This is a genomic window from Chromobacterium haemolyticum, assembly GCF_009936155.1.
Classification (GTDB): domain Bacteria; phylum Pseudomonadota; class Gammaproteobacteria; order Burkholderiales; family Chromobacteriaceae; genus Chromobacterium; species Chromobacterium haemolyticum.
In genome coordinates, this window is the sequence record NZ_AP019312.1 from 2,475,638 (window position 1) to 2,499,157 (window position 23,520).

At 66.0% G+C, this 23,520-nt stretch carries 23 protein-coding genes; 15 read left to right on the forward strand and 8 right to left on the reverse strand.

Annotation, left to right across the window (positions count from 1 at the left end; all coding sequences use genetic code 11):
- Positions 1 to 90 precede the first annotated feature (90 nt).
- From cobJ to GYH29_RS11330, 7 genes are read left to right on the forward strand one after another with little or no spacing between them, the layout of a single operon-like run.
- Entirely contained in the window at positions 91 to 1,647 is a 1,557-nt protein-coding gene (gene cobJ, locus GYH29_RS11300) for a precorrin-3B C(17)-methyltransferase (RefSeq protein ID WP_232060579.1), read from the forward strand.
- On the forward strand, positions 1,644 to 2,750 hold the full coding sequence (locus GYH29_RS11305) for a CobW family GTP-binding protein (RefSeq protein WP_019104127.1): 1,107 nt from the start codon (positions 1,644 to 1,646) through the stop codon (positions 2,748 to 2,750). The genes cobJ and GYH29_RS11305 overlap by 4 nt, the downstream gene beginning before the upstream one ends.
- A gap of 3 nt (positions 2,751 to 2,753) precedes the next feature.
- Positions 2,754 to 3,545: an ABC transporter ATP-binding protein gene (locus tag GYH29_RS11310; protein ID WP_232060580.1), complete on the forward strand. Its 792-nt coding sequence runs from the start codon at positions 2,754 to 2,756 to the stop codon at positions 3,543 to 3,545.
- Positions 3,542 to 4,510: an ABC transporter substrate-binding protein gene (locus tag GYH29_RS11315; RefSeq protein ID WP_161523784.1), complete on the forward strand. Its 969-nt coding sequence runs from the start codon at positions 3,542 to 3,544 to the stop codon at positions 4,508 to 4,510. Before GYH29_RS11310 ends, GYH29_RS11315 begins: the two co-directional genes overlap by 4 nt.
- A complete protein-coding gene (locus tag GYH29_RS11320; protein WP_019104130.1) occupies positions 4,507 to 5,529 on the forward strand; it encodes a FecCD family ABC transporter permease in 1,023 nt (340 codons plus the stop codon). Before GYH29_RS11315 ends, GYH29_RS11320 begins: the two co-directional genes overlap by 4 nt.
- A gap of 31 nt (positions 5,530 to 5,560) precedes the next feature.
- Positions 5,561 to 6,163 carry a cob(I)yrinic acid a,c-diamide adenosyltransferase gene (gene cobO / locus GYH29_RS11325; protein WP_019104131.1) on the forward strand — a complete coding sequence of 201 codons (603 nt, stop codon included), beginning with the start codon at positions 5,561 to 5,563 and terminating at the stop codon, positions 6,161 to 6,163.
- Positions 6,163 to 7,455, forward strand: a complete 1,293-nt coding sequence (locus tag GYH29_RS11330) for a cobyrinate a,c-diamide synthase (protein WP_161523785.1) — start codon at positions 6,163 to 6,165, stop codon at positions 7,453 to 7,455. Before cobO ends, GYH29_RS11330 begins: the two co-directional genes overlap by 1 nt.
- Positions 7,456 to 7,531: 76 nt before the next feature.
- On the opposite strand, the gene GYH29_RS11335 is transcribed toward GYH29_RS11330, so the two are convergent.
- From GYH29_RS11335 to GYH29_RS11350, 4 genes are all read right to left on the reverse strand, one after another.
- A complete protein-coding gene (locus GYH29_RS11335; protein ID WP_107731857.1) occupies positions 7,532 to 9,292 on the reverse strand; it encodes a putative bifunctional diguanylate cyclase/phosphodiesterase in 1,761 nt (586 codons plus the stop codon).
- Positions 9,293 to 9,297: 5 nt separating this feature from the next.
- Positions 9,298 to 9,741, reverse strand: a complete 444-nt coding sequence (locus GYH29_RS11340; protein ID WP_019101815.1) for a response regulator — start codon at positions 9,739 to 9,741, stop codon at positions 9,298 to 9,300.
- Positions 9,741 to 11,216 carry a sensor histidine kinase gene (locus tag GYH29_RS11345; RefSeq protein WP_081574590.1) on the reverse strand — a complete coding sequence of 492 codons (1,476 nt, stop codon included), beginning with the start codon at positions 11,214 to 11,216 and terminating at the stop codon, positions 9,741 to 9,743. Before GYH29_RS11345 ends, GYH29_RS11340 begins: the two co-directional genes overlap by 1 nt.
- A gap of 104 nt (positions 11,217 to 11,320) precedes the next feature.
- Positions 11,321 to 12,130 (reverse strand): IclR family transcriptional regulator domain-containing protein, encoded by an 810-nt coding sequence (locus tag GYH29_RS11350; RefSeq protein WP_019100995.1) that lies wholly within the window; start codon positions 12,128 to 12,130, stop codon positions 11,321 to 11,323.
- Positions 12,131 to 12,294: 164 nt separating this feature from the next.
- Here GYH29_RS11350 and GYH29_RS11355 point away from each other — a divergent pair, with 164 nt between their 5' ends.
- From GYH29_RS11355 to pcaC, 7 genes are all read left to right on the forward strand, one after another.
- Complete coding sequence (locus tag GYH29_RS11355) at positions 12,295 to 12,987, forward strand: 3-oxoacid CoA-transferase subunit A (protein ID WP_161523786.1); 693 nt, start codon at positions 12,295 to 12,297, stop codon at positions 12,985 to 12,987.
- The gene (locus tag GYH29_RS11360; RefSeq protein ID WP_043593211.1) at positions 12,980 to 13,639 is read left to right on the forward strand and encodes a 3-oxoacid CoA-transferase subunit B; all 660 of its coding nucleotides are present in this window, start codon (positions 12,980 to 12,982) and stop codon (positions 13,637 to 13,639) included. The genes GYH29_RS11355 and GYH29_RS11360 overlap by 8 nt, the downstream gene beginning before the upstream one ends.
- Positions 13,636 to 14,838 carry a 3-oxoadipyl-CoA thiolase gene (gene pcaF, locus GYH29_RS11365; protein WP_019100992.1) on the forward strand — a complete coding sequence of 401 codons (1,203 nt, stop codon included), beginning with the start codon at positions 13,636 to 13,638 and terminating at the stop codon, positions 14,836 to 14,838. Before GYH29_RS11360 ends, pcaF begins: the two co-directional genes overlap by 4 nt.
- An 83-nt stretch (positions 14,839 to 14,921) precedes the next feature.
- Positions 14,922 to 16,262: an MFS transporter gene (locus tag GYH29_RS11370; protein WP_081574588.1), complete on the forward strand. Its 1,341-nt coding sequence runs from the start codon at positions 14,922 to 14,924 to the stop codon at positions 16,260 to 16,262.
- Between the two features lie 12 nt (positions 16,263 to 16,274).
- Positions 16,275 to 17,054, forward strand: coding sequence for a 3-oxoadipate enol-lactonase (gene pcaD, locus GYH29_RS11375; RefSeq protein ID WP_161523787.1), 780 nt, complete (start codon positions 16,275 to 16,277; stop codon positions 17,052 to 17,054).
- Positions 17,055 to 17,067: 13 nt separating this feature from the next.
- Positions 17,068 to 18,417 carry a 3-carboxy-cis,cis-muconate cycloisomerase gene (gene pcaB, locus GYH29_RS11380; protein ID WP_161523788.1) on the forward strand — a complete coding sequence of 450 codons (1,350 nt, stop codon included), beginning with the start codon at positions 17,068 to 17,070 and terminating at the stop codon, positions 18,415 to 18,417.
- Positions 18,410 to 18,814 (forward strand): 4-carboxymuconolactone decarboxylase, encoded by a 405-nt coding sequence (gene pcaC / locus GYH29_RS11385; RefSeq protein WP_052052199.1) that lies wholly within the window; start codon positions 18,410 to 18,412, stop codon positions 18,812 to 18,814. Before pcaB ends, pcaC begins: the two co-directional genes overlap by 8 nt.
- On the opposite strand, the gene GYH29_RS11390 is transcribed toward pcaC, so the two are convergent.
- The gene (locus GYH29_RS11390; protein ID WP_043593224.1) at positions 18,803 to 19,396 is read right to left on the reverse strand and encodes a TetR/AcrR family transcriptional regulator; all 594 of its coding nucleotides are present in this window, start codon (positions 19,394 to 19,396) and stop codon (positions 18,803 to 18,805) included. The genes pcaC and GYH29_RS11390 overlap by 12 nt on opposite strands.
- A 135-nt stretch (positions 19,397 to 19,531) precedes the next feature.
- On the opposite strand from GYH29_RS11390, the gene GYH29_RS11395 reads away from it, so the two are divergent.
- A complete protein-coding gene (locus tag GYH29_RS11395) occupies positions 19,532 to 20,734 on the forward strand; it encodes an MFS transporter (protein ID WP_043593225.1) in 1,203 nt (400 codons plus the stop codon).
- An 11-nt stretch (positions 20,735 to 20,745) separates the two neighbouring features.
- Here GYH29_RS11395 and pcaG read toward each other — a convergent pair whose 3' ends face one another.
- The 3 genes from pcaG to GYH29_RS11410 are packed head-to-tail and all read right to left on the reverse strand — an operon-like array spanning position 20,746 to position 23,487.
- Entirely contained in the window at positions 20,746 to 21,360 is a 615-nt protein-coding gene (gene pcaG / locus GYH29_RS11400) for a protocatechuate 3,4-dioxygenase subunit alpha (protein ID WP_043593228.1), read from the reverse strand.
- Positions 21,357 to 22,106 (reverse strand): protocatechuate 3,4-dioxygenase subunit beta, encoded by a 750-nt coding sequence (pcaH, locus tag GYH29_RS11405; RefSeq protein WP_043593234.1) that lies wholly within the window; start codon positions 22,104 to 22,106, stop codon positions 21,357 to 21,359. The genes pcaG and pcaH overlap by 4 nt, the downstream gene beginning before the upstream one ends.
- Entirely contained in the window at positions 22,078 to 23,487 is a 1,410-nt protein-coding gene (locus GYH29_RS11410) for an MFS transporter (RefSeq protein ID WP_107731852.1), read from the reverse strand. Before GYH29_RS11410 ends, pcaH begins: the two co-directional genes overlap by 29 nt.
- Positions 23,488 to 23,520: the final 33 nt, after the last annotated feature.

Genomic DNA, 23,520 nt, shown 5'->3' on the forward strand with positions numbered 1-23,520 from the left:
GACATCGACGTCACCCCTAAAAAAACGCCTGCGCAGCAGGCACAAATTGACTTTGACGGCGGAACGCCCCGGCGCAGCCGGAGCTTAACAATGGATGACAAAATGACCGGCAAACTCTACCTCGTCTCGGTCGGCCCCGGCCGCGCCGAGCTGATTCCCGACCTCGCCCGCCAGGCGCTGGCGGCGAGCGATGTGATCGTCTCCTACGATTTTTACCTGACCTGGGTGCAACCGTGGATAACCGGCAAGGACATCCGCACCCTGCCGCTGACCCAGGAACGCGAGCGCGCCCAGCTGGCGCTGGCGGAAGCACGCGCCGGCAAAACCGTCGCCCTGCTGTCCAGCGGCGACATCGGCGTCTATGCGATGGCCACGCTGGCCTACGAGGACATGCTCGAAGACGATGTGTTCGACGTGCAGCTGATTCCCGGCATCACCTCGGCCAATTCCTGCGCGTCCTTGCTCGGCGCGCCGCTGTCGCACGACTTCGCCACGCTGAGCCTGTCCGACCTGCTGTGCCCGTGGGAATGGATTGAAACCCGCGCCCGCCACATCGCCCAGGCCGATCTGGCGGTGGTGTTCTACAACGTGCAGAGCCGCCAGCGCCAGGAAGGCGTCTACCGCATCCTGGACATCATGCTGGAGCACAAGAAGCCGGAAACGCTGTGCGGCATCGTCCGCAACGCCTACCGTGAAGACCAGGCGGTGGAAATCGTCACCCTGGCCGAGCTGCGGACCCGCCGCTTCGACATGCTGACCAGCATTGTCATCGGCAACCGCTTCACCCGCCGCAAACGGAACTGGATGTTCACTCCGCGCGGCTACTTCAACTGGGACAACACCAGCGACACGGTCAAGGCCGACGCGCTGCCCGCCGGCGCGGCCTGGGTGTTCTCCGGCACCAGCGACGGCAACGCGCTGTCCCGCGCCATCGCCGACGCCGGCCGCGCGGTGGTGGTCAGCAGCGCCAGCGATTACGGCAATGAGCAGGCGCAGCAGGCGGCGCCCGGCGTGGCCACCGTCAGCGGCCGGCTGGGCGTGGAGCGCCGCCGCGAACTGTTGTCCGGCAGCCGGGCCAGCGCCATCGTCGACGCCACCCACCCCTACGCCAGCGAGATGTCGCAGCAACTGATGGCGCTGGCCAAGGAACTGGCCCTGCCCTATCTGCGCTACGAACGCCCGGCCAGCAGCAGCGCGTATCCGCTGATCCGCTGCGCCGACAGCGACGCGGCCGCCAAGCTGGCGCTGACGAAAGGAAAACGTGTTTTCCTCGCCACCGGCAGCAAGGAACTGCACCGCTTCCTCGCCGCCGATGCCGAGAAACAACGGCAATGGTTTGTACGCCTGGCGCCGGACCCGCAGCATTTGCAGCGGGCGCTCGATCTGGGCATCCCGCGCTCGCGCATCTGCGCGATGCAGGGGCCGTTCTCGCAAGCGGCCAACGAGGCGCTGTGGCGCGACTGGGGCATTGACTGCGTGATCAGCAAGGACGGCGGCGAGGCCGGCGGCTTCAACGCCAAGGCCGCCGCCGCGACCGTGCTGGGCATCCCCTTCATCGTGATAGACCGCCCGCAGCTGGACTATCCGCAAACGTTTAGCGACTTTGACGCCGTCTTGGCGGCCCTAGCTAAAGGAGAACCCGCATGAGCGCGCCGCGCCTCCCCGTCACGGTATTGACCGGTTTCCTCGGCGCCGGCAAGACCACGCTGCTGTCCAAGCTGCTGGAAAACAATAAGCAACGCCGGCTGGCCATCCTGGTCAATGAGTTCGGCGAGGTGTCGATAGACGGCGGCCTGTTGCGCGACGCCGACGCCGGCGGCGTGGAAATCCACGACCTCGCCCACGGTCTGGTGGCCTACGACGACGACGCCAACTTCCTGCCCACCATGCTGGCGCTGTGGCAGCGTCGCCAGCAGATCGACCACGTGCTGATCGAAACCTCCGGCCTGGCCTTGCCCAGCGCGGTGATGGCCCAGTTGCAGAGCGAGGCGCTGGCGCCCTATTTCGTGCTGGACGCCACGCTGGCGGTGGTCGACACCCCGCTGCTGCTCGCCGGCCGCTTCTCCCCAGCTGGAGACGGCGGCAAAGCCGACGCGGTGGCGGAGCTGTTCGACCAGCAACTGGGCCACGCCGACATCGTGGTGCTGAACAAGGTAGACGCGCTATCCGCCGACGCGCTGCTGGCGGCGGAGGAAGCCGTGCGCAGGCAAGCGCCGTCGATCCGCTTCATCGAGCTGGCTTATCAAGCCAAGCTGGACACTCGGCTGACGCTGGGCCTGCATCTGCACGAGGCCGCGCCGGCGGCGCACCGCCATTACGGCCCGGTGGCCAGCATGCCGGGGCTCGCGATGCGGCCGCTGGCCAACCAGGCGCTGCTGGACGGCCACAGCCACGGCGGCCAGGCCGCGCACAGCCATGGCCTGTCCACCCACAAGCATTTCCACGAGCAAGACCCGGGCTGGCAATCGTTCATGATCCGCAGCAAAGAGGCGCAAAACGCCGACAAGCTGGCCGCAGCGCTGGAGGTTATCGCCGATGAGGAGCCCCTGCTCAGGATCAAGGGCTTCGCGGCCTGCTCCGAAGGCCCTGGCCGCTTGCTGGCCCAGGGCGTGCGCAAGCGCATCGAGCTAAGCCGCGACGAAACCCTGGCCGCTCCACGCCAGGCTCAGCTCGTGTTCATCGGCTACCACCCCAGCCGCCCACGCGTGCTGGCGTTGCTGCGCGACATCACCGGCGCCCACTGGAGCTAGCCGGTGAGCGCCTTGGAACTATGCGGCCTGGACTGGTCGCCGGACAGCGCGATAGCGCCTGAGGCAAGACTGCTGCACGACATTGCGCTGTCAGTCCGGCCCGGCGAATTCGTCGGCGTCATCGGCCCCAACGGCAGCGGCAAGACCAGTACCTTGCGCTGCGCCTTCCGCTTCAACAAGCCGCTAGCCGGCGAGGCCAGGCTGGACGGCGCCGATATCTGGTCCCAGTCCGCCGCTGCCTTCGCCCGCCGCGTGGCGGTGGTGCTGCAGGAATTTCCCGAGGACTTTGGCCTGACCGTGCGCGAGGTGGCGGACATGGGCCGCATTCCGCACCAATCGCTGCTGCGCGGCGGATCCGCCGCCGATCACGCCATCGTCGACGAGGCGCTGGCCCAGGTGGGTTTGACGGCGCAGCAACGGCAGCCCTTCGCCACGCTGTCCGGAGGCGAGAAGCAACGCGCCTTGTTGGCGCGGGCGCTGGCGCAGCAGCCCGAGCTGCTGATCCTGGACGAACCCACCAATCACCTGGACCTGCGCCACCAGCTATCACTGCTGCGCCTGGTGCGCCGGTTGGGCATCGCCGCCATCGCCACCCTGCACGACCTCAACCTGGCGGCCGCCTTCTGCCACCGCCTGTACGCGCTGAAGGCCGGCCGCATCGTCGCCAGCGGCGTCCCGGAAACCGTCTTGACACCCCGGCTCTTGGCCGAAGTGTTCGGCGTGCGCGCACTGGTGGACCGCCACCCTCAAGCCGGTCATCCCCGCATCACCCTGCTGGAAGAAGAAAGCATATGAAACTTAAACCACCTCCGCTCATCGCCTGCGGCCTGGCCGCGCTGCTGGCCTCTCAAGCTCATGCCAGCACCTATCCGCTGACTATCGATAGTTGCAACCGCAAAGTCACCTTCCAACGCCCGCCTCAGCGCGCGGTCAGCCACGACATCAATCTGACCGAGATGATGGTGGCGCTGGGCCTGCAAAATCGTATGACCGGCTACACCGGCATCAGCGCCTGGAACAAGCTGAACGCACCGTTGAAACAGGCATTGGGCAAGCTGCCAGAGCTGGCCGGCGACTATCCGTCGTCGGAAGCGCTACTGGCCCGCAACGCCGACTTTTTCTTTGCCGGCTGGAACTACGGCCTGCGCGTGGGCGGCCCGGTGACGCCTGCTTCTCTGGCACCCTTGGGCATCAATGTCTACGAGCTCAGTGAATCCTGCGCCCATGTAATGAAACGCCCGGCGGCGAGCCTGGACGATGTCTATCGCGACCTCAACAATCTGGGCCGCATCTTCGACGTGGAGCCGCGTGCGCAAAAAGTGGTGGCCGAGATGCGCGCCAAGGTGGACGGTACCGCCGCCCGCGTCGCCAAGCGCAAGGCCACGCCGTCGGTCTTCGTCTACGACAGCGGCGAGGATCGCCCCTTCAGCGCCGGCAAGCTGGCCATGCCGAGCGCGTTAATCCAAGCCGCAGGCGGCCGCAACATCCTGGGCGACGTCAACGCCAGCTGGACCCGCGTCGACTGGGAAACCGTGGTGGCGCGGAATCCGCAGGTTGTCGTGATCATCGACTACGGCAAGGTCTCCGCCCAGCAGAAGATCGCCTTTCTGCAAAACCATCCGGCGCTGAACAAGATGGCGGCGGTGCGCGACAAACGCTTCATCGTGCTGCCCTACGACAGCGCGACGCCCGGCATCGCCAACGCTGACGCCATCATCGCGCTGGCGCGCGGCTTGCACCCGGAGGCCTTCGCCAAGTGATCCGCTCCGCCGTCAACCATCCATCGGCCTGGCCCTTGCTGAGCATCTTGCTAGCCCTGCTCGCGTTGTCGCTGCCGCTGGCTTCCGGCCTGGGCGCCGCGCCGGTGGAGTTCACTGTCAGTTCCAATGTACTGCTGCACCAGCTGGGCCTGCCGGTGGAACCGGCCTGGCAGCCGGGCCAGGACCTGATCATCTGGCAGCTGCGGCTGCCGCGGGTGTTGCTAGGCGGCATGGTCGGCGCCGGCCTGGCCCTGGTGGGCGCGGCCTTGCAGGCTACCACCCGCAACCAGCTGGCCGACCCCCACCTGCTGGGCGTCAGCTCCGGCGCCACGCTGGGCGCGGTGACGGTGTTGCTATTCAGCGGCAATGTGCTGGGCGGCGCCACCCTGCCGCTAGCCGCCTTCACCGGCGCCTTGCTGGCCACCCTGCTGGTCACCGGCATCGCCGTTCGCCAGCGTCGCTTGCAGGCCGAGCGGTTGTTGCTGGCCGGCGTCGCCGTGTCCTTCCTGCTGATGGCTTTAGCCAATCTGATGCTGTATCTGGGTGATCATCGCTCCGCCTCGGCGGTACTGTTCTGGATGCTGGGCGGTCTAGGCCAGGCGCGCTGGGAGCTGCTGCCGGCGCCGCTGGCCGCGCTGTGCCTGGGCCTGGCAGCCTTGTTGACGGTGGCCAGGCCGCTGAACGCGCTGATGGCCGGCGAGCAGACCGCGGTCACCTTGGGCATACGCGTGACCAGGCTGCGGCTGGCGGTGTTCGCCGCCTCCTCGTTGCTGACCGGCACTATGGTGGCGGTCAGCGGCGCGATAGGTTTTGTCGGCCTGATGATTCCCCACATCGCCCGCCGCTGCGTCGGCGCCGACCACCGCCGCTTGCTGCCTGCCTGCGCACTGCTGGGCGCCTTGTTCCTGATCTGGGTGGACGCCGCCGCGCGCACGGTCATCGCCCCGGAAGACATCCCGGTTGGCGTTGGCACTGCCGCCGTCGGCGGCGCCTTCTTCATCTGGCTGTTGCGCCGCTGACGGCGCGCGCCCCACACTCAAGGACAACACTATGAAAACCGATCCGGCCTCCCACCAGCGCATGACTGAGAAGCGCAAGGCGGGCTTCGAGAAGAAAAAGGCCGCCGCCACCGGCGAAAAAGGTCTGCTCATCGTCAACACCGGCACGGGCAAGGGCAAGAGCAGCGCCGCCTTCGGCATGGGCCTGCGCGCCGTCGGCCACGGCATGCGCCTGGGCGTGGTGCAGTTCATCAAGGGCGCTCTGCACACCGCCGAACGCGACCTGTTGGGCGGCTTCGACAACTGCGACTTCCACACCATGGGCGAAGGCTATACCTGGAATACCCAGGACCGCGAGGCCGACATCGCCACCGCGCGCAAGGGCTGGGCGCAGGCGCTGGCGATGATGGAGAGCGAAGACTACGACATGGTGATCCTGGACGAACTGAACGTGGTGCTGAAATACGAATACCTGCCGCTGGACGAAGTGCTGGCCGCCTTCGCCGTCCGGCCGGCGATGCAGCATGTGGTGGTCACCGGCCGCCACGCGCCGGAAGCCTTGCTTGAGGCGGCGGATCTGGTCACCGAAATGCGCTTGGTCAAGCACCCCTACCGCGAGCAAGGCATCAAGGCGCAACGCGGAGTGGAGTTCTGATGACATCGTTGCGCTGCCCGGCACTGTTCCTGACCGCCCCCGCCTCGCACCAGGGCAAGACCACGCTGACGGCGGCGCTGGCCCGCCACCATCGCAATCAGGGACGCCGGGTGCATGTGTTCAAAACCGGGCCGGATTTTCTGGATCCCTATATTCTCGAGCGTGCCAGCGGGCACACCGTCTATGGCCTGGACTTGTGGATGAACGGCGAGGACGATTGCCGCGCCCGCCTGTACAAGGCCGCCGCCGAGGCCGACCTGATCCTGATCGAGGGCAGCATGGGCTTGTTCGACGGCACGCCCAGCAGCGCCGATCTGGCCGCCCTGCTCGGCATCCCGCTGGCGGCGGTGATAGACGCCGCCAGCATGGCGCAGACCTTCGCCGCCGTCGCCCATGGCCTGGCCAGCTTCCGCCCAGGCCTTCGCTTTCATGGCTTCATCGCCAACCACGTCGCCAGCGAGCGCCACGCCGAAATGCTGGCCCAGCAGCTGCCGGCACATCTGCCGCTGCTGGCCGCGCTGCGCCGCGACGAGGCGGTGCGGCTGCCGGAACGCCATCTGGGCCTGGTGCAAGCGCAGGAGATCGCCGATCTTGACGCCCGTCTCGATCTCGCCGCAGCGCAAATCGCCGGCACCACGCTGGCCGAGTTGCCGCCTGCGGTGGCGTTTCCCCCTGTCGTCCAGCCGGGCATGCCGAAACTGCTGGCAGGCCGGCGCATCGCCATCGCCCGCGACGCCGCCTTCGCCTTTGTCTACCCGGCCAATATGGAAACACTAGTCCAACTGGGCGCGGAGCTGGCCTTCTTCTCGCCACTAGCCGACTCCGTGCTGCCTGACTGCGACGCGGTCTACCTGCCTGGGGGCTATCCGGAACTACATCTGGACACGCTGTCCGCCAACACCGCGCTAAAGGCGGGACTACATGGGCATGTGGAAGCCGGCAAGCCCCTGTACGCGGAGTGCGGCGGCATGCTCTATCTGCTGGACCGGCTAACCCGCCGCGATGGCGAGAGCGCGGCGATGCTGGAGTTGCTGCCCGGCCACGCCGTGCTGCAGCCTAGGCTGTGCGGGCTGGGCCTGCAGCAAATGGACTTTCCCGGCGGCGCGCTGCGCGGCCACACTTTCCACTACACTCGGCTGGAAACCAGCCTGGAGCCTGTCGCCCGCGCGACGCGCGCCAGCGGCGCCGGAACCGGCGAGGCGCTGTATCGCCGCGGCAGCCTGCTGGCCAGCTATTTTCACGCCTATTTCCCGTCCAATCCCCTAGCCGCGGCGAGCCTGTTTCTGCAATAAACCTTTGCCCGCAATCCGAAATACGGCTTGGCTGCTCACGCTTGCGCGCAGAACCGCTGCCGCGGCGAACTTACCTTCATGACTTGCCTCGCTCCCACTTCTCTCTCCAGGGCAACACCTTAGCCGCAGGCATCGGCTTTGCAATGCTGTAGCCCTGAGCCAGGTAGCAGCCCAGCCGCATCAAAACTGGCCAATATTTTTTGCGCTCCACGCCTTCAACGATAAAGTTGATGGAACGGCTCTGACAAAACACCGCCATGCACCGTATCAGCGAGGCGTTGAACGAACCCGGCTCCAGTTCCTGCGCAAAAGCCTTGTCCAGTTTGATCTCGGTGATTGGGCAGTTTTTCAGGTAGGTAAAAGATGTGAAACCCGCTCCAAAATCGTCTATCGACAAGGACACGCCCTGAGCATGCAATTGCTCGATCATCAGCTTGGCCTTGACCGGATTGATGACCAGAGCGGTTTCCGTCAGTTCCAGCACCAGTAGCTCGGGTGGAATCTTGTAACTGGCCAAACGCGCCATCACTTCTTCCACAAACCGACCATCTTCCAACATCCGCGCGGAAATATTCACCGCCACCTTGAATGGTTCCCGCAACTGGCTGATCCATATCTGTTGCTGAGACAGCACCAACTCCAGCGTCAGATAAGTAAAACGGCTCAGTAGATTGCAAGACTCCAGCGTGGGCATGAAATCATCGGGATTTACCTGGCCCTGTGCCGGGCTGTTCCATCGGACCAAGGCTTCGAATCCGACCACTTCCTCGGTGTCCAGCCGGACTTTGGGCTGGTAATGCATTTCCAGTTCCTCGTGCTGGATCGCCCGGGTTAGCTGGGTAATCAGGGCTTGCGTGGTTTGTCCCGACTTGGGCCAGGGCTTGTCGTTTTCACCCGCGTACAAGGCCACTGAGCCGAGGTTGCTTTTTGCCTGATACATAGCGATATCTGCGCAGGACAACAGTTGGGCGGGATCGCAGCCATGCTGCGGGCACATCGCCACACCGAAGGAAGCGCCTATCGACAAGGCGTGTTCTCCCACCAGAATCGGCGCATCCAACGTATGCCCCACCTTCTCCGCCAAGGCCAACGCGCACTCCGCTCCATCCACCTCCAGTAGCAAGGCGGCGAATTCATCGCCGCCCAGACGCGCGATGGTGTCCGAACCCCGCAGCAGGCTGGCGAAGCGCGCGCCCACTTCCCTCAACACCAAATCGCCTGCCTGGTGGCCCAGTTTATCGTTGACCTCCTTGAAGCGGTCCAGGTCTATCATCAACACGGCAAACGGCAACTGATTGCGAGCGTGCAATGCGCACAACTGTTCCAGACGATCAAGAAACAGATTGCGGTTGGGCAAGTCGGTCAGCGAATCGTACAGGCTGCGGTGCTGCAGCAACTGCTCGGTTTCACGCAGCTTGGTTTGTATCGCCGCCACCCGCACGCCGTCGCTGATGGTTTGGCGCAGCCGGTCCTCGGTCAGTTCGAACTTGGGCAGATATTCGTAGACGCCCAGTTTGATGGCCTCGGCTGCAATGCGCTCATTGCCGGTGCCGGTGACCGCCACGATCAGACAGGATTGATTGCGTTGCTGGATTGAGGGCACCAGTTCGCGGCCGTCGCCGTCGTCCAGTTTGAAATCCAGAAAAACGAAATCAAATAGCTCCCGGCCCAGAAGACTCAAGGCGCTGGCCTTGGAGTCCGCTTCCAGGATTTGCGAACATAAGGCATTTCTATGCAGCAGGCGGATGATGCGCTCGCGGTCGACGTCGTCGTCGTCCACCACCAGCACGCTGACTTGCTGCGGAGCCTCTTGCAGGCATTCGACATCGTCGATCATTGCGATTACCGGGCCGGCAAAACCACGGACTGGGCGTAAGAATGCAATAGATCCATCAGTTTCACGAATTGCGGACCCACGGCGGATTTCATCATATAACCCGCCACGTTTTCCTCGTAAGCGCGCATGCGGTCCGCGTCCCGCGACGAGGTGGTCAGCACGAAGATCACCGAATTGCGCAACTGGTTGTCGGCGCGGATGGTTTCGAGAAATTGAAAACCGTCCATCCTCGGCATATTAAGATCCAGCAAAATCAGGAAGGGGCTGGTGATCCGCTTGCTGTCGTGCGTTCCCCGCAGGATTTGCAAGGCCTCAAGGCCATCGCAGGCGGTCACCATATTGCACTCAAGCCCTTGGCGGCGCACGCCGCGCAATACGCCTTCGATGGCCACGTCATCGTCATCCACCAGTAAAACCGTAATGTCGCTTGATATCACCGCGCTTGTCATCACTCCACCTCCTTGAGCGGAAACCGCGGCCAGCGGATGCGAAAACAGGCTCCGCCCAGCATGCCGTTTCGATCCAGAATCACGGTGCCGCCATTGCTGTTGACCATGCGGCGGGTTACCGCCAGTCCAACGCCATGTCCCGCCGCCTGGCTGCTGGCGCGGTGAAACAACTTGAAAATACGCTCTTCAGAGCCCTCCGGCACGCCAACGCCGTCGTCTTCCACCGTGAACAGATTAAAGCGCCCTTCTTCCTCCACCGTGATGCGAATCACGCCTTTGCCGCCACCGTGGTGCTTGCAGGCATTGGACAGCAAATTGCGGATCGCCAAGGACAGCGGCGTGCGGGCGGCGGGAAACGGCCTGGCGTTGATTTCAACCTCCAGCCGGAAATCGGGGGAAATATCGAGAAGATCCACGGTTTCGCGCACCAGTTGGCCGGGGTCGATCTCTTCGACTCGTTCATCCTGGCGCCCTGCCCTCGCGTATTCCAACAAGTCTTCTATCATGCGTTCGGCGCGGGCAATGCGCTCTTCGGCCCGTGCAAAGTTTTTCTCTATGTCCGCGCTGAGCTGGGACGGGTCCAAATCTTCGCGAATCCACGAAATCAGATCCGCGATGCCGCGCAAAGGCGAGCGCAAATCATGGGAGGCCACATAGGTGAACTCCTCCAGCTGAGCGTTGGCCTGCTGCAGCGTTTCCTCAAATTTCTTGCGCAAAGAGATGTCGGTGATTGCGGCCAATACCTGCCGCTCCCCTTCGGTTTCCAAAGGGGTCAGCCCCACTTCCACCGGAAATTCGCTGCCGTCCCGGTGCTGGGCCAGCAGGTCGCGCCCGGAGCCCATCGCCCGCACTTCCGGCGCCTTGGCGAAGGCGGAGCGCAAAGCCGGGTGGCCGTTTCTCACGCGCTGCGGCAGCAGCACCTCCACCGGCTTGCCCACCAGTTCGCCTGGTGGATAACCAAACATGGCGTCCAGCGCTTGATTGGTCATTGAAATCCTGCCATCCGCGCCCGCCATCAATAGGCCGATAGGCAGCGAAGACACCACTTTGGAAAAGCGATGCTCGAGCCGGCGTCGCGGCGTGATGTCGCTGACAAAGGCCACCGCGCAGACTTCGTCGTCGTGCGGCATCGAACCCAGGCCGATTTCGATCGGGAACTGGCGTCCATCGGCATGCTGGGCAAACAGTTCGCGGCCGCTGCCCATGGTTCTGGGCGTGGGATTGGCAAAAAACAGCTGACGAAAATCTAGATGGCGTTCGCGGATATCCGCCGGCAACAGCATTTCCACCGGCTGTCCAAGAAGTTGGGCCTTGCTGTAGCCAAACATGTTTTCCAGCGCGCTGTTGACGTAGAGCATGCGACCATCGGCCGCCACCACCAACACCCCCACCGGGGCGGCCTCTACGACGGAAGCCAGTCCGGCATTACCGGCGGCGCCCGCGGCAGGAACCTTTTCCGGAAATTTGAACGACATCTCGCCCTGCTTTCACCTATGTTTTATTGCTGTAGGTTTAGCATAGGGCTTTCTCGCGCGCTGTTAATTCTGATGTCCTATCCGCTTCATTTACAACGCTTTGCTCAAGCAAGCAGCAAGGCCAGTTCCGCCGCCGCCTCGCGCAGCACCGGCAAAATGCGCAGCAACAAATCCTCGCGGCTGACGCGCGCGGCCTGCACGCCGACATTGATCGCCGCCGCGGCGCGGCCATCGCCCCCGATGATGGGCACGGCAATGGAACGCAGACCGATTTCCAGTTCCTGATCAATCAAGGCGTAGCCCTGCTCCGCCACCCTCGCCAGTTCCGCCTCCAACTCCGGCCGCCCTACGATGGTATGCGGCGTGTGCTGGACCAGCCTCGCCCGGTCCAAGAGTTGAGCGAGTTCCGCGGCGGGCAGCCGGCTCAGCATCGCTCGGCCCATTGATGTGCACGTCGCGGGCAAACGGCTGCCTATATCCAGGTCCACCGTCATGATTCGGCTGGTAAAGGCACGCGCGATATAGAGGATGTCGTCGCCGTCCAGGATGGCGATAGAGCTGGATTCGTTAACGCTGCTGCTGACGTGGCGCAGCACAGGCTGGCCGGCGCGCGCCAACGGAGTTGAGCCCAGATAGGCGTGCCCCAGCGCCAGGATGCGCGGCCGCAGGGCGAAATGGCGGCCATCCTCGCTGTCCACGAAACCCAGCTTGTTCAAGGTGTACAAGCAGCGTCGCACCGCCGCGCGCGGAATGCCGGTGCGCTGGCTGATTTGCGAGGTGGACAGCAGGCGACGCTGTGCGGAGAACGCCTGAATCACCGCCAAGCCGCGCGCCAGCGAGGCCATGTAGTTGGGGTCGCCGCTAAAGGTCTCTTCCACGCCTTCTTCGGAAATGGGGTCTTGCCGCTGTTGCATCTTGCCTCCTTTTTTTCATCTTGAGCGATTACCGCACACTATTGCGATCATCGTATTGACCCCGCGGCTGGCCGGCAAGCATGCTGAATGCGCGATTAAAGTTATTTGGTTCGATAATCGCACAAACTCTTTTATGGCTGCACGCAGCCCGCAAAGGACAGTCGATGATAGATAAAATGGTAAGCTCGCCCGCCGCCGCCATTGCCGACATCCACGACGACGCCACGGTAATGATCGGCGGCTTCGGCGTCGCCGGCCAGCCGGCGGAATTGATAGACGCGCTGATAGACCATGGCGCGCGCAATCTCACCATCGTCAACAACAACGCCGGCAACGGCGAAACCGGTCTGGCCGCCTTGCTGCGGGCACGCCGAGTTCGCAAGATCATCTGCTCGTTTCCGCGCCAGGCGGACTCCCAAGTGTTCGACGCGCTCTACCGCGCCGGCGACATCGAACTGGAATTGGTGCCGCAGGGCAATCTGGCGGCGCGCATCCAGGCCGCCGGCGCCGGGCTGGGCGCCATCTTCTCGCCCACCGGCTACGGCACTCTGCTGGCGGAAGGCAAGGAAACCCGCCGGATCAATGGCCGCGACTATGTGCTGGAGCTCCCCATCTACGCCGACTTCGCGCTGATCAAGGCCTGCCGAGGGGACCGCTGGGGCAATCTGCAATACCGCAAGGCGGCGCGCAACTTCGGCCCCATCATGGCCACCGCCGCGCGCCAGACCATCGTCCAGGTGGGACAGCTGCTGCCGCTAGGCGAAATGGACCCGGAAACCGTGGTGACGCCGGGCATCTTCGTTCACAAGCTGGTTTGCGTCGGCGGCCAGTTAACGCAAGGAGGCCGGCATGAATAAACGACTGAATCGCGAGCAGATGGCGGCGCGGGTGGCGCGCGACATCCCGGAGGGCGCGTACGTCAACCTGGGCATTGGCCTACCCACCCGGGTGGCCGACTATCTGCCGCCGGAGCTGGACATCTTCCTGCACAGTGAAAACGGCCTGCTGGGCATGGGTCCGGCGCCGGCTCCAGGTCAGGAGGACCCGGACCTGATCAACGCCGGCAAGGAGCCGGTCACGCTATTGCCAGGCGGCTGCTTTTTCCACCATGGCGATTCCTTCGCCATGATGCGCGGCGGTCATCTCGACATCTGCGTCTTGGGCGCCTTTCAGGTGTCGAGGCGCGGGGACCTGGCCAATTGGCACACCGGCGCGCCGGACGCCATCCCGGCGGTGGGCGGCGCGATGGACCTGGCCATAGGCGCGAAGCAAGTGTTCGTGATGATGGAGCATCTGAGCAAACAGGGCGAATGCAAACTGGTGGAAGCCTGCAGTTACCCTCTGACCGGCGTGGCTTGCGTGCATCGCGTGTACACCGACTTGGCGGTGATAGACCTCCGCGACGGAGAGTTGCTGGTGCGCGAATGCGTGCCTGGCCTGGATTTCGATGAATTGCAGCGCCTGACTCCGGTTCGACTGACCGATGCCCGCCAAGGAGACATCCGATGAGACAAGCTTATATCTGCGACGCCATCCGCACGCCCTTCGGCCGCTACGGCGGCGCGCTGTCCGCCTTGCGCGCCGACGATCTGGCCGCCCTGCCCTTGGCCGCCTTGCAACAACGCAATCCGGGCGCGGACTGGGCCTTGTTGGACGATGTGCTCTATGGTTGCGCCAACCAGGCCGGCGAAGACAACCGCAACGTGGCTCGCATGGCCGCGCTGCTGGCCGGCCTGCCGGCGTCCACCCCTGCCAGCACGGTCAACCGCCTCTGCGGTTCCAGCCTGGACGCCATCGGCCAGGCCGCGCGCGCGATCAAGAGCGGCGAGGCCGAGTTGCTGATCGCCGGCGGCGTGGAGAGCATGAGTCGCGCGCCCTATGTGATGGGCAAGGCGGACAGCGCTTTCGCCCGTAATCTGCGCATAGAGGACAGCACCATGGGCTGGCGTTTCGTCAACCCCTTGCTGCGCGAGCGCTACGGCGTGGACTCAATGCCGGAAACCGCGGAAAACGTGGCCGAGCAGTTCCACATCTCGCGCGCGGATCAGGACGCCTTCGCGCTGCGCAGCCAGCTGCGAGCCGCCGCCGCGCAGGAAGCCGGCCGGCTGGACGATGAATTGATGGAAGTGCTGATTCCGCGCGCCAAGGGCGAGCCGCTGAGTTTCACGCGCGACGAACACCCGCGCGCCACCTCGCTGGAAGCGCTGGCCCGGCTCAAGGGCGTGGTGCGGACCGACGGCAGCGTCACCGCCGGCAACGCCTCCGGCATCAACGACGGCGCGGCGGCGCTGCTGCTGGCCGGAGAAAACGCGCTGAAACGCCATGGGCTGACGCCGCGCGCGCGCGTGCTGGCCATGGCCTGCGCCGGCGTGGAGCCTCGCATCATGGGCTTCGGCCCGGCCCCTGCCATCCGCAAAGTCCTGGCTCTGGCCGGGCTGCGCCTCGATCAAATGGACGTAATCGAACTTAACGAGGCCTTCGCCGCCCAGGCGCTGGCTGTATTGCGAGACCTGGGCTTGCCGGACGACGCCGAGCACGTCAACCCCAACGGCGGCGCCATCGCCCTTGGTCACCCTCTGGGCGCCAGCGGCGCGCGCCTGGCCGCCACCGCTCTGTACCAATTGCAACGCAACGGCGGCCGTTATGCGCTGTGCAGCATGTGCATAGGCGTCGGTCAAGGCATCGCGCTGATCATCGAGCGCGTCTGAAAACCTGTTCGCCGTCCACCGCACGTCGGCTAGGCGCTACACGGCGAGAGCCGACCGCGCGCCCACTCTCATAGGAGCCTCCCATGAAGGACAAGCCCATGGACATCAGCGAGTTCATCGACGACAGCCCGCTGTCCCGCTATCAAGTCATGGTGTTGACACTGTGTTTTCTCATCGTGCTGCTGGATGGCTTCGACACCGCCGCCATCGGCTACATCGCGCCGGAGCTGATCGGCCAATGGGGCATCTCACGCGGCCAGCTGGCCCCGGCTTTCGGCGCAGGCTTGTTCGGCATGCTGATAGGCAATTTCGCTTTCGGTCCGGTGGCGGACCGGCTGGGCCGCAAGCGGGTGCTGCTGCTGTGCACGCTGATCTTCGGTCTGGGCACGCTGGCCTCGGCCCAGGCGGAGTCCATCGAGACACTGGCGCTGCTACGCTTCGCCACCGGCATCGGCCTGGGCGGCGTGCTGCCCAATTGCATCACCCTGAGTTCGGAATACTCGCCGGCGCGCCACCGCATGCTGCTGGTCACCCTCAGCTATGCAGGCTTCACCGCTGGACTGGCGCTGGGCGGCGGCGTCGCCAGCCAGATCATCCCGCTGTGGGGCTGGCGAGGCGTGCTGGTGGCCGGCGGCCTGGCGCCCTTGCTCCTGCTGCCCTTCATGGTTTGGCTACTGCCGGAGTCGGTGTGCTATCTCGCCGGCAGGCCGGAGCAGATAGACGCGCTGCGGCGCATCGTTGCCCGCATCAATCCGGACCCGCGCTGGCAGCAACAGGCCTTCTGTCGTGAAGGCGCCGCTCAGGGCAGTCGTTCGCCGGCCGCCTTGCTGTTCGTCGCCGGCGCCCGTGCCCGCACCTTGCTGTTGTGGCTGACCTTTTTCTGCTGTCTGTTCGTGTTCTACCTGCTCACCAACTGGATGCCCACCATTCTGCGGGACCATGGCTACAGCACGGCGCAGGCGGCGCGCATCAGCGCCATGGTGCCGCTGGGCGGCGCGGTGGGCGGCGTGGTCATGGCCATGCTGATGGACCGGATGGGCGCGCGCCGGGTGCTGCCCTGGCTATGCCTGCTGGCGGCGCTGGCGCTGTCCGCCGTGGGCGCGGCGCTGGGCGACGGCGGCTGGCTGTTCGCCACCGTGTTCCTGGTGGGCTTCAGCCTGACCGGCGCGCTGAACAATCTGAGCATACTCGCCGCCACCCTCTACCCCACCCAGGCGCGCGCCACCGGAGTAAGCTGGGCGCTGGCCGCCGGCCGGGCCGGCTCCATCATCGGTTCGATGACCGGCGCCCTGCTGCTGGCCGCCGCCGGGTCCGCGCCCGGCTTCTTCGCCTGGGCCGCGGCACCGGTGCTGGCCGGCGCACTGGCCTTGTTCGCGATGGCGCGGCTGGACGCCACGCCCACGGTTTTGAAGTCCCTGGCATAGAGAGGAGCCCCCATGCCCATATTGAAACTGGCCAGCCATTCGCTGCACTATCAACTGGACGGGCCGACTGGCGCGCCGACACTCTTGCTGTCCAACTCCCTGGGCACCACGCTGGACATGTGGCGGCCGCAACTGGCGGCCCTGAGCCGGCATTACCGCGTGCTGCGTTACGACACCCGCGGCCACGGCGCCAGCACGGCCAGCGCCGCGTGCCGGCTGGCGGATCTCGCCGGCGACGCGATGTCCTTGCTGGATGCGCTGGATATCGAGCGCGCGCACTTTTGCGGCATCTCGATGGGCGGCCTCACCGGCCTGTGGCTGGGCGTTCACGCGCCGGAGCGCCTGCAGTGTCTGATCGTCAGCAATAGCGCGGCCAAGATAGGCGCAAGCGAAGCCTGGCGGCAGCGCGCCGCCCAGGTGCGCGCCGAGGGCCTGGCCGCGCTGGCCGCTAGCGCGCATCAACGCTGGTTCAGCGCCGATTTTTGCGTCCAGGCGCCGGACATCGTCGAGCAGGCGCGCGCCTGGCTGGCGGCCACCTCGCCGGGCGGCTACGCCGCCTGTTGCGAGGCGCTGGCCGACGCCGACCTGCGCGCCGACTTGCCGCGCATCGCCGCGCCGACTTTATTGATTGCCGGCCAGCTCGATCCGGTCACCACCGCGGCGGAAGCGGAAGCCATGGCCGCGACCATTCCGCAGGCCCGGCTGGCGCTGCTGCCGGCCTCCCATCTGTCCAATCTGGAAGCCCCGCTCGCCTTCGAACAGGCCATGCTGGCTTTTCTCGACGCGCGCTGAAGCAAGGATGCCAATGGAACTGCTCAGTCCCTTGTTCCGCCCCGGCGCCGGAAGTCAGGCTTTCACCCCTGCCGCCGCCATCCAGGCGATGCTGGACGTCGAGGCCGCGCTGGCGCGGGCCGAGGCCGCCGTCGGCGTGATTCCGCCGGCCGCGGCGGAAGCCATTGCCGCGCATTGCCGCGCCGCGCTGATAGACCCGGTCCGGCTGGCGGCCGACGCCGCGCTGGCCGGCAATCTGGCGATTCCCCTGGTCCGCCAGCTGACGGCGCTGGTCGCCACCGACGATGCCGGCGCCGCCGGCTTCGTGCACTGGGGCGCCACCAGCCAGGATGTGCTGGACACGGCGCTGGTGCTGCAACTGCGGCGGGCGCTCGAGGACGTCGGCGCCGATCTCGACGTCTTGATCGAGCTCTGCGCGGAGCGCTGCGCGCGACACCGCAACGAGATCATGGCCGGGCGCACCTGGCTGCAACAGGCACCGCCCACCACCTTGAGCTTGAAGCTCGCCGGCCTGCTGGACGCGTTGCTGCGCCAGCGCGAGCGTTTGCGGCAGCTGCGCCCGCGCCTGCTGACGCTGCAATTGGGCGGCGCGGTCGGCACCCTGGCCGCGCTGCAGCCGCATGGTCTGGCAGTGGCGGAGCAGATGGCGCGGCGGCTGGATCTCGCCGCGCCGGACCTGCCCTGGCACAGCCAGCGCGACCGCCTGGCCGAATTGGCCTGCTGGTGCGCGCTCTTGTGCGGCACCCTGGGCAAGCTGGGCCGCGATGTGTCCTTGTCGATGCAAACCGAAATCGCCGAGTTGTGCGAGCCGGAACAAGCTGGCCGCGGCAGCTCGTCCAGCATGCCGCACAAGCGCAATCCGGTGGCCTCGGCGGTGATGCTGGCCGCCGCCGCGCGGGCGCCGGGATTGGCCGCCACCCTGCTGACGGCCCAGGTTCAGGAGCAGGAGCGCGGCCTGGGCGGCTGGCATGCGGAGTGGGAAACGCTGCCTGAGCTGCTGTGCTTGTGCGCCGGGGCCTTGCGCCAGGCGGTGGAGCTGTTGCGCGGGCTGGAAGTCCGGCCCGACGCCATGCGCCGCAATCTTGCCGCCAGCGGCGGCCTGATCATGGCGGAAGCGGTGACCATGGCCTTGGGAGAGCGGCTGGGCCGCGCGCGCGCGCATCAGTTGGTGGCGGAGTGCTGCCAACAGGCGCGCCTACGCGGGGAAAGCCTGGCCGACGCGCTGCGCGGCCACCCCGAATTGTCGGCCTTGCTGAGCCACGACGAATTGAGCACGCTATTGGAGCCTTCTCAAAACCTGGGCGCGGCCGATGCCATGGTGGCGCGGGTCTTGCGTCGTTATCGGGAGCGAACGGATGGATGAACAAGAACGACTGCGCCAGGGCGAAGGCATACGCCGGGAAGTGCTTGGCGACGCCCACGTGGACCGCAGCCAGGCTGGACGCAGCGACTTCAACGGCGATTTCCTGGACCTGATCACCCGCTACGCCTGGGGCGAGATCTGGGATCGTCCTGGCCTATCGCGCCGACAGCGCAGCCTGATCACCATCGCCATGCTGGCGGTGCTGGGCAGAGAGGCGGAGCTGAAGCTGCATTTGCGCGCGGCGCGCAACAACGGCGTCAGCCGGGAAGAACTGAAGGAAACTCTGCTGCAGGTGGCGATATATGGCGGCGTGCCGGCCGCGAACACCGCCTTCCAGCTGGCGGAAGAAGCCTTGGCCGCCTCGTACTGCGACGGCGGCGACGGCTCAGGCGCTTAGCCGCAACCCTTCCAGCAAGATCTCCAGCGCGTCCAGCGTCTGAGCCAGCGCCGCCGCCGGCTGCTCGGCGCCGGACGCCCAGCAAGCACCCTCCACCAGCGCGCCGTTGATCAAGCGCGCCAGCGCCTGAGGATCGGCGGGGCGGATCAGGCCGGCGTCCATCAGCGCGCGCAAGCGCTCGGCGATGGCCCCGACGCACTGCCGCTGGCCGGCCTGCACGTATTCGGCGCCCAGCGCCGCCGGCGCATCATACAGCAAAATGCGTTGCGCCTCCGGCTGCGTGACCGCTTGCAGGTAAGCGCGGCAACGGCGCTTGAAACCCTGCCACGGGTCCGCCGCCTCGCACTCCGCCCGCGCCAGGCCGGCCTCGATCTCGGCGTCCAGCGCCTGGGCCACCGCCAACAGCAAGCCCTTCTTGTCGCCAAAGTGGTGGTAGAGCGCGCCACGAGTCACGCCAGCGGCGGCGGTCAACTCGTCCATCACCGTCGCGGCGTAACCATCGACGCCAAAGCTGCGGCGCGCAGACTGCAGCAGCCGGTTCCGGGTTTCCTCCATGGTTTCGCTGCGCGTTTTGCCTGCCATCGCGTTCTCCTGTTGCCGCCTGGGTCGTTACCCCGCATTTGACATACGGAATGTATGTCGATTAGTTTAACATACGTCGCGTATATTAAAACAGCGGACGGGCTGTATTCACATCGTCCGTCACAAGGAAACCCGATGGCCAACCCCTACCTTAGCCTGTTCTCCCATCCCGGCAGCTTGGCTTTCTCCGCCGCCGCCTGGGTAGCGCGGATGCCAATCTCCATGACCGGCATCGGCATCATCACCATGTTGTCGCAAACCTCCGGCTCCTATTGGCTGGCCGGCGCCGTCGCCGCCACCTTCACCTTTTCGATGGCGTTGCTGGCGCCGCAGATCTCCAGACTGGTGGACCGCTACGGCCAGCGTCGGGTATTGCCGGCCGCCACCGCGCTCAGCGTGACGGCGATGCTGGCGCTGTTGTTTTGCAGCTGGGCGCAATGGTCGGTGTGGACCTTGTTCGTTTCCGCCGCCCTCGCCGGCTGCATGCCCAGCATGTCGGCGATGGCGCGCGCGCGCTGGACCGAGATCTATCGCGGCTCGCCGCAACTGCACACCGCGTTTTCGCTGGAATCGGTATTGGATGAGGTTTGCTTCATCGTCGGCCCGCCCATTGCCGTTGGCCTGAGCGTGGCGGCGTTTCCGCAGGCCGGGCCCTTGCTGGCCGCCGTGCTGCTGGCCGGCGGCGTCGCCGCCTTCTGCGCGCAAACCGGCACCGAACCGCCGGTGCACCCCGGCGCGCGGGAACGCCGCGGCTCCGTTGCTGCGCTGGCCGGCATGCGGGTGTTGATCCTAGCCCTGCTGGCGTTGGGCGCCATCGCCGGCGCGGTGGACGTGATCAGCGTCGCCTTCGCCCAGCAGCAAGGGCAGCCGGCGGCGGCCAGCATCGTCTTGTCGGTGTACGCGATCGGCTCCTGCCTGGCCGGCCTGCTGTTCGGCGCGCGCAAGCTCAGCATGCCGCTGCCGCGGCTCTTCGTCTGGGCCGCCGCCGCCACCGCGCTGGCCACCCTGCCCTTGCTGCTGGTTTCCAATCTGTGGCTGCTGGGCGCGGGCATGCTGCTGGCCGGGGTGTTCTTCGCGCCCACCATGATCGTGGCGATGGGCTTGGTGGAGGAGATGGTGGCGCCGGCTCAGTTGACCGAGGGCCTGACCTGGCTGATCACCGGTCTGGCCAGCGGCGTGGCCTTGGGCGCGGCGGTGACCGGCTGGGTGGTGGACCACGCCGGCGTGCGCGCCGGTTTCGGCGTGACGCTGGTCGCCGGCGTGCTGATGGCCTTGATCGCCTGGGCCGGGCGGAGCCGCTTGAAAACGCGTGTCCTCGAAGCGGCCTTGGACAGCTGATTGCGCGGCCCTTACAACTCGAAGAACACTGTTTCCCGCTCCCCTTGCAGGTGGATATCGAAACGGTAGGCGAGTCCGTCGCTGGAGCTGTCCGGCAACGCCAGCAAGGTTTGCCGCCTTGCTTCCCCGTCGATCAGGTTCAACACCGGGTCCGCGGCATTGGCCTCGGCCTCGTCGGCGAAGTAAATCCGGGTATGGAGGCCGAGATTGATGCCGCGCGCCACCAGCCAGACATTGATGTGCGGCGCCATCCAGCGGCCGTCCCGACCCATCACCCGACCCGGCTTGATCGTGTCGAAGCGGTAGCCCCCGCTGTCGAAATCGGTGCAGGCGCGTGCCCAGCCGCGGAAGCCTCCAGCCTCCGCTCCCGCATAGCGGCCGTGGGCGTCCGCCTGCCAGATTTCCAGCAGCGCGTCGCGCACCGGCGCGCCGGCGCCGTCCAGCACTTGTCCATGCAGGACGATGGCTTGGCCCTCCAGACCGTCCGCCAGCAGGCTGGAGCCCAAGCGACACTGGAAAATATCGAAACCCGCCTGTTGCGGCGCCAGGCCGATATGAACATAGGGCCCGGCGGTTTGGGAGGCGGTTTCGCGCAGCACGGCTTGCGGAATCGGAAGCGGATTCATAAATCCTCCTGCGTGGCTTGAACGCGGTTTTCGAACAAGGTGGCGCGCCGGCCGCGCAACACGATGTCGAAACGATAGGCCAGGCTGTCGAAAGGCACTGTCGCCCTGCGATCCAGTTGCGCGATCAACCCCCGCACCTGCTCCTCGTCGCCTATGGTCCCGACAATGGGGCAACTGGCGATCAAGGGATCGCCCTCGAAATACATCTGAGTGATCAAGCGCTGCGCATAGGCGGCGCCGGACAGGGAAAAATGGATGTGGGCCGGCCGCCAATCGTTGGCGCGGTTGCGCCATGGATAGGGACCGGGCTTGATGCTGCGGAAGAAGTAATAGCCGTTTTCGTCGGTCAGCGCGCGGCCGCAACCGCCGAAATGGGGATCTATGGGCGCCAGGTACTGGTCTTTGCGATGCCGGTAGCGGCCGCCGGCGTTGGCCTGCCATATTTCCACCAGGGTATTGGGCGCCGGACGGCCGTTCTGGTCGCGAACAAAACCGTGCACGATGATGCGCTCGCCTATCGGCGAGCCCTGGCGCGCGTAATTGCGCGTCAGATCGTGATCCAGCGCGCCCAGCTCTTCGCCATGGAAGACCGGTCCGGTGATTTCCGACAGCGAATGCTGCAAGGCGATCAGCGCATGGCGCGGCGCGCGCAACACGCTGCTCTTGTAGTCCGGCGTCAATGCCGGCGGATGATCGCGATGATCCCGCGGGTAAAGTTCATCCGCGCTCTGAGCGGGTATCCACATGGGCTTGCTCCTGTTCGTTTGAGGTTGGCAGCGACGACGTTGCGGGCCGGGCTGCGTCGAAGGGCGCCGCCACGGCGGCAAAGCGCTGCTTGCACAGCAAGGCAGCGGTGGCCAGCGCCGCCGGAATCGCCAGCAGCGCGAAGATGGTGTCCAGTTCCAGCTGCCGGCGCAGCAGCTCGCCGCCCAGCAAGGCGCCGGCGATGCCGCCAAAGCGCCCGATGCCCAGCATCCAGGCCACGCCGGTGGCGCGGCCATGGGTGGGGTAGAAGCCGGCGGCCAAGGCCGGCATCGACGATTGAGCGCCGTTCATCGCCGTGCCGGCCAGAAAGATCAAGCCGCCCAGGCTGAGCATCGTCGCCGTGCCCTGCCCCACGGCGAAGATCAGCGCCGCGGTCAAGGCATAACCCAGCGCCACCACCCGGTTGGGGTTGAAGCGGTCCATCAGATAACCCGCGGCCAGGGTGCCGATGCCGCCGCCCAGCGGAAACAGGGCCGTCATCAGCGCGGCCTGGCTGATGGTGAAGCCGGCGTCCTTGATCAGGATGGGCAGCCAGCTGGTCAGCAGATAAAAAATCAGCAGCCCCATGAAGTAAGCCAGCCACAGCATCAGCGAGCCCAGCCGGTAGGCCGGCGCCAGGACGACGCCCACCGCCGAGCGCCCGCCCAGCGCCGGCTCGGCGGCGACAAAGCCGGGCTCGGCGGACAGATCGCGCCCGGCGATGCGCTCCAGCACGCCGCGGATACGCGCCGCCGGCGCGCCGTGGGCGGCCATGTGGCGCACGGACTCCGGCAAATAGCGCCACAGCGGCACGGCCAGCCCCAGCGGCGCGAGGCCGCCGAGCAAGAGCACGCTGCGCCAGCCGTAATGCGGAATCAGCCAGGAGGCGAGCACCCCGCCCGCCGACGCGCCCAGCGGAAAGCCGCAGAACATCGCGTTCACCAGCACCGCTCGGTAGCGGGCCGGCGCGAATTCCGACATCAGCGTCACCGCATTGGGCATCGCCGCGCCCAGCCCCAGGCCGGTCAGAAAACGTAAGGCGGTCAATTGCTCCAGCGTGGCGGCGAAGGCGCTGGCCAGGCTGCCGGCGCCGAAGAACAGAACCGAGGCCAGCAGCACGGATTTGCGGCCGTAGCGGTCCGCCAGCGGCCCGGCGCTCAATGCGCCAAGCGCCAGGCCGAACAGGGCCGCGCTCAGCACCGGCCCCAGCGCGGCGCGCGGCACGCCCCACTCCTGCACCAGGGCCGGCGCGATATAGCCGACGGCGGCGGTATCGAAGCCATCCACCGCCACCACCAGGAAGCAAAGCGCCAACAACAGGCGCTGACAAGGGCTGAAACGCTCGTCGATGATGGTCTGCACATCCAGCGGCGGTTTGCTCATGACCTCTCCTTTGAACAGGCTCTTGCTTGTTGA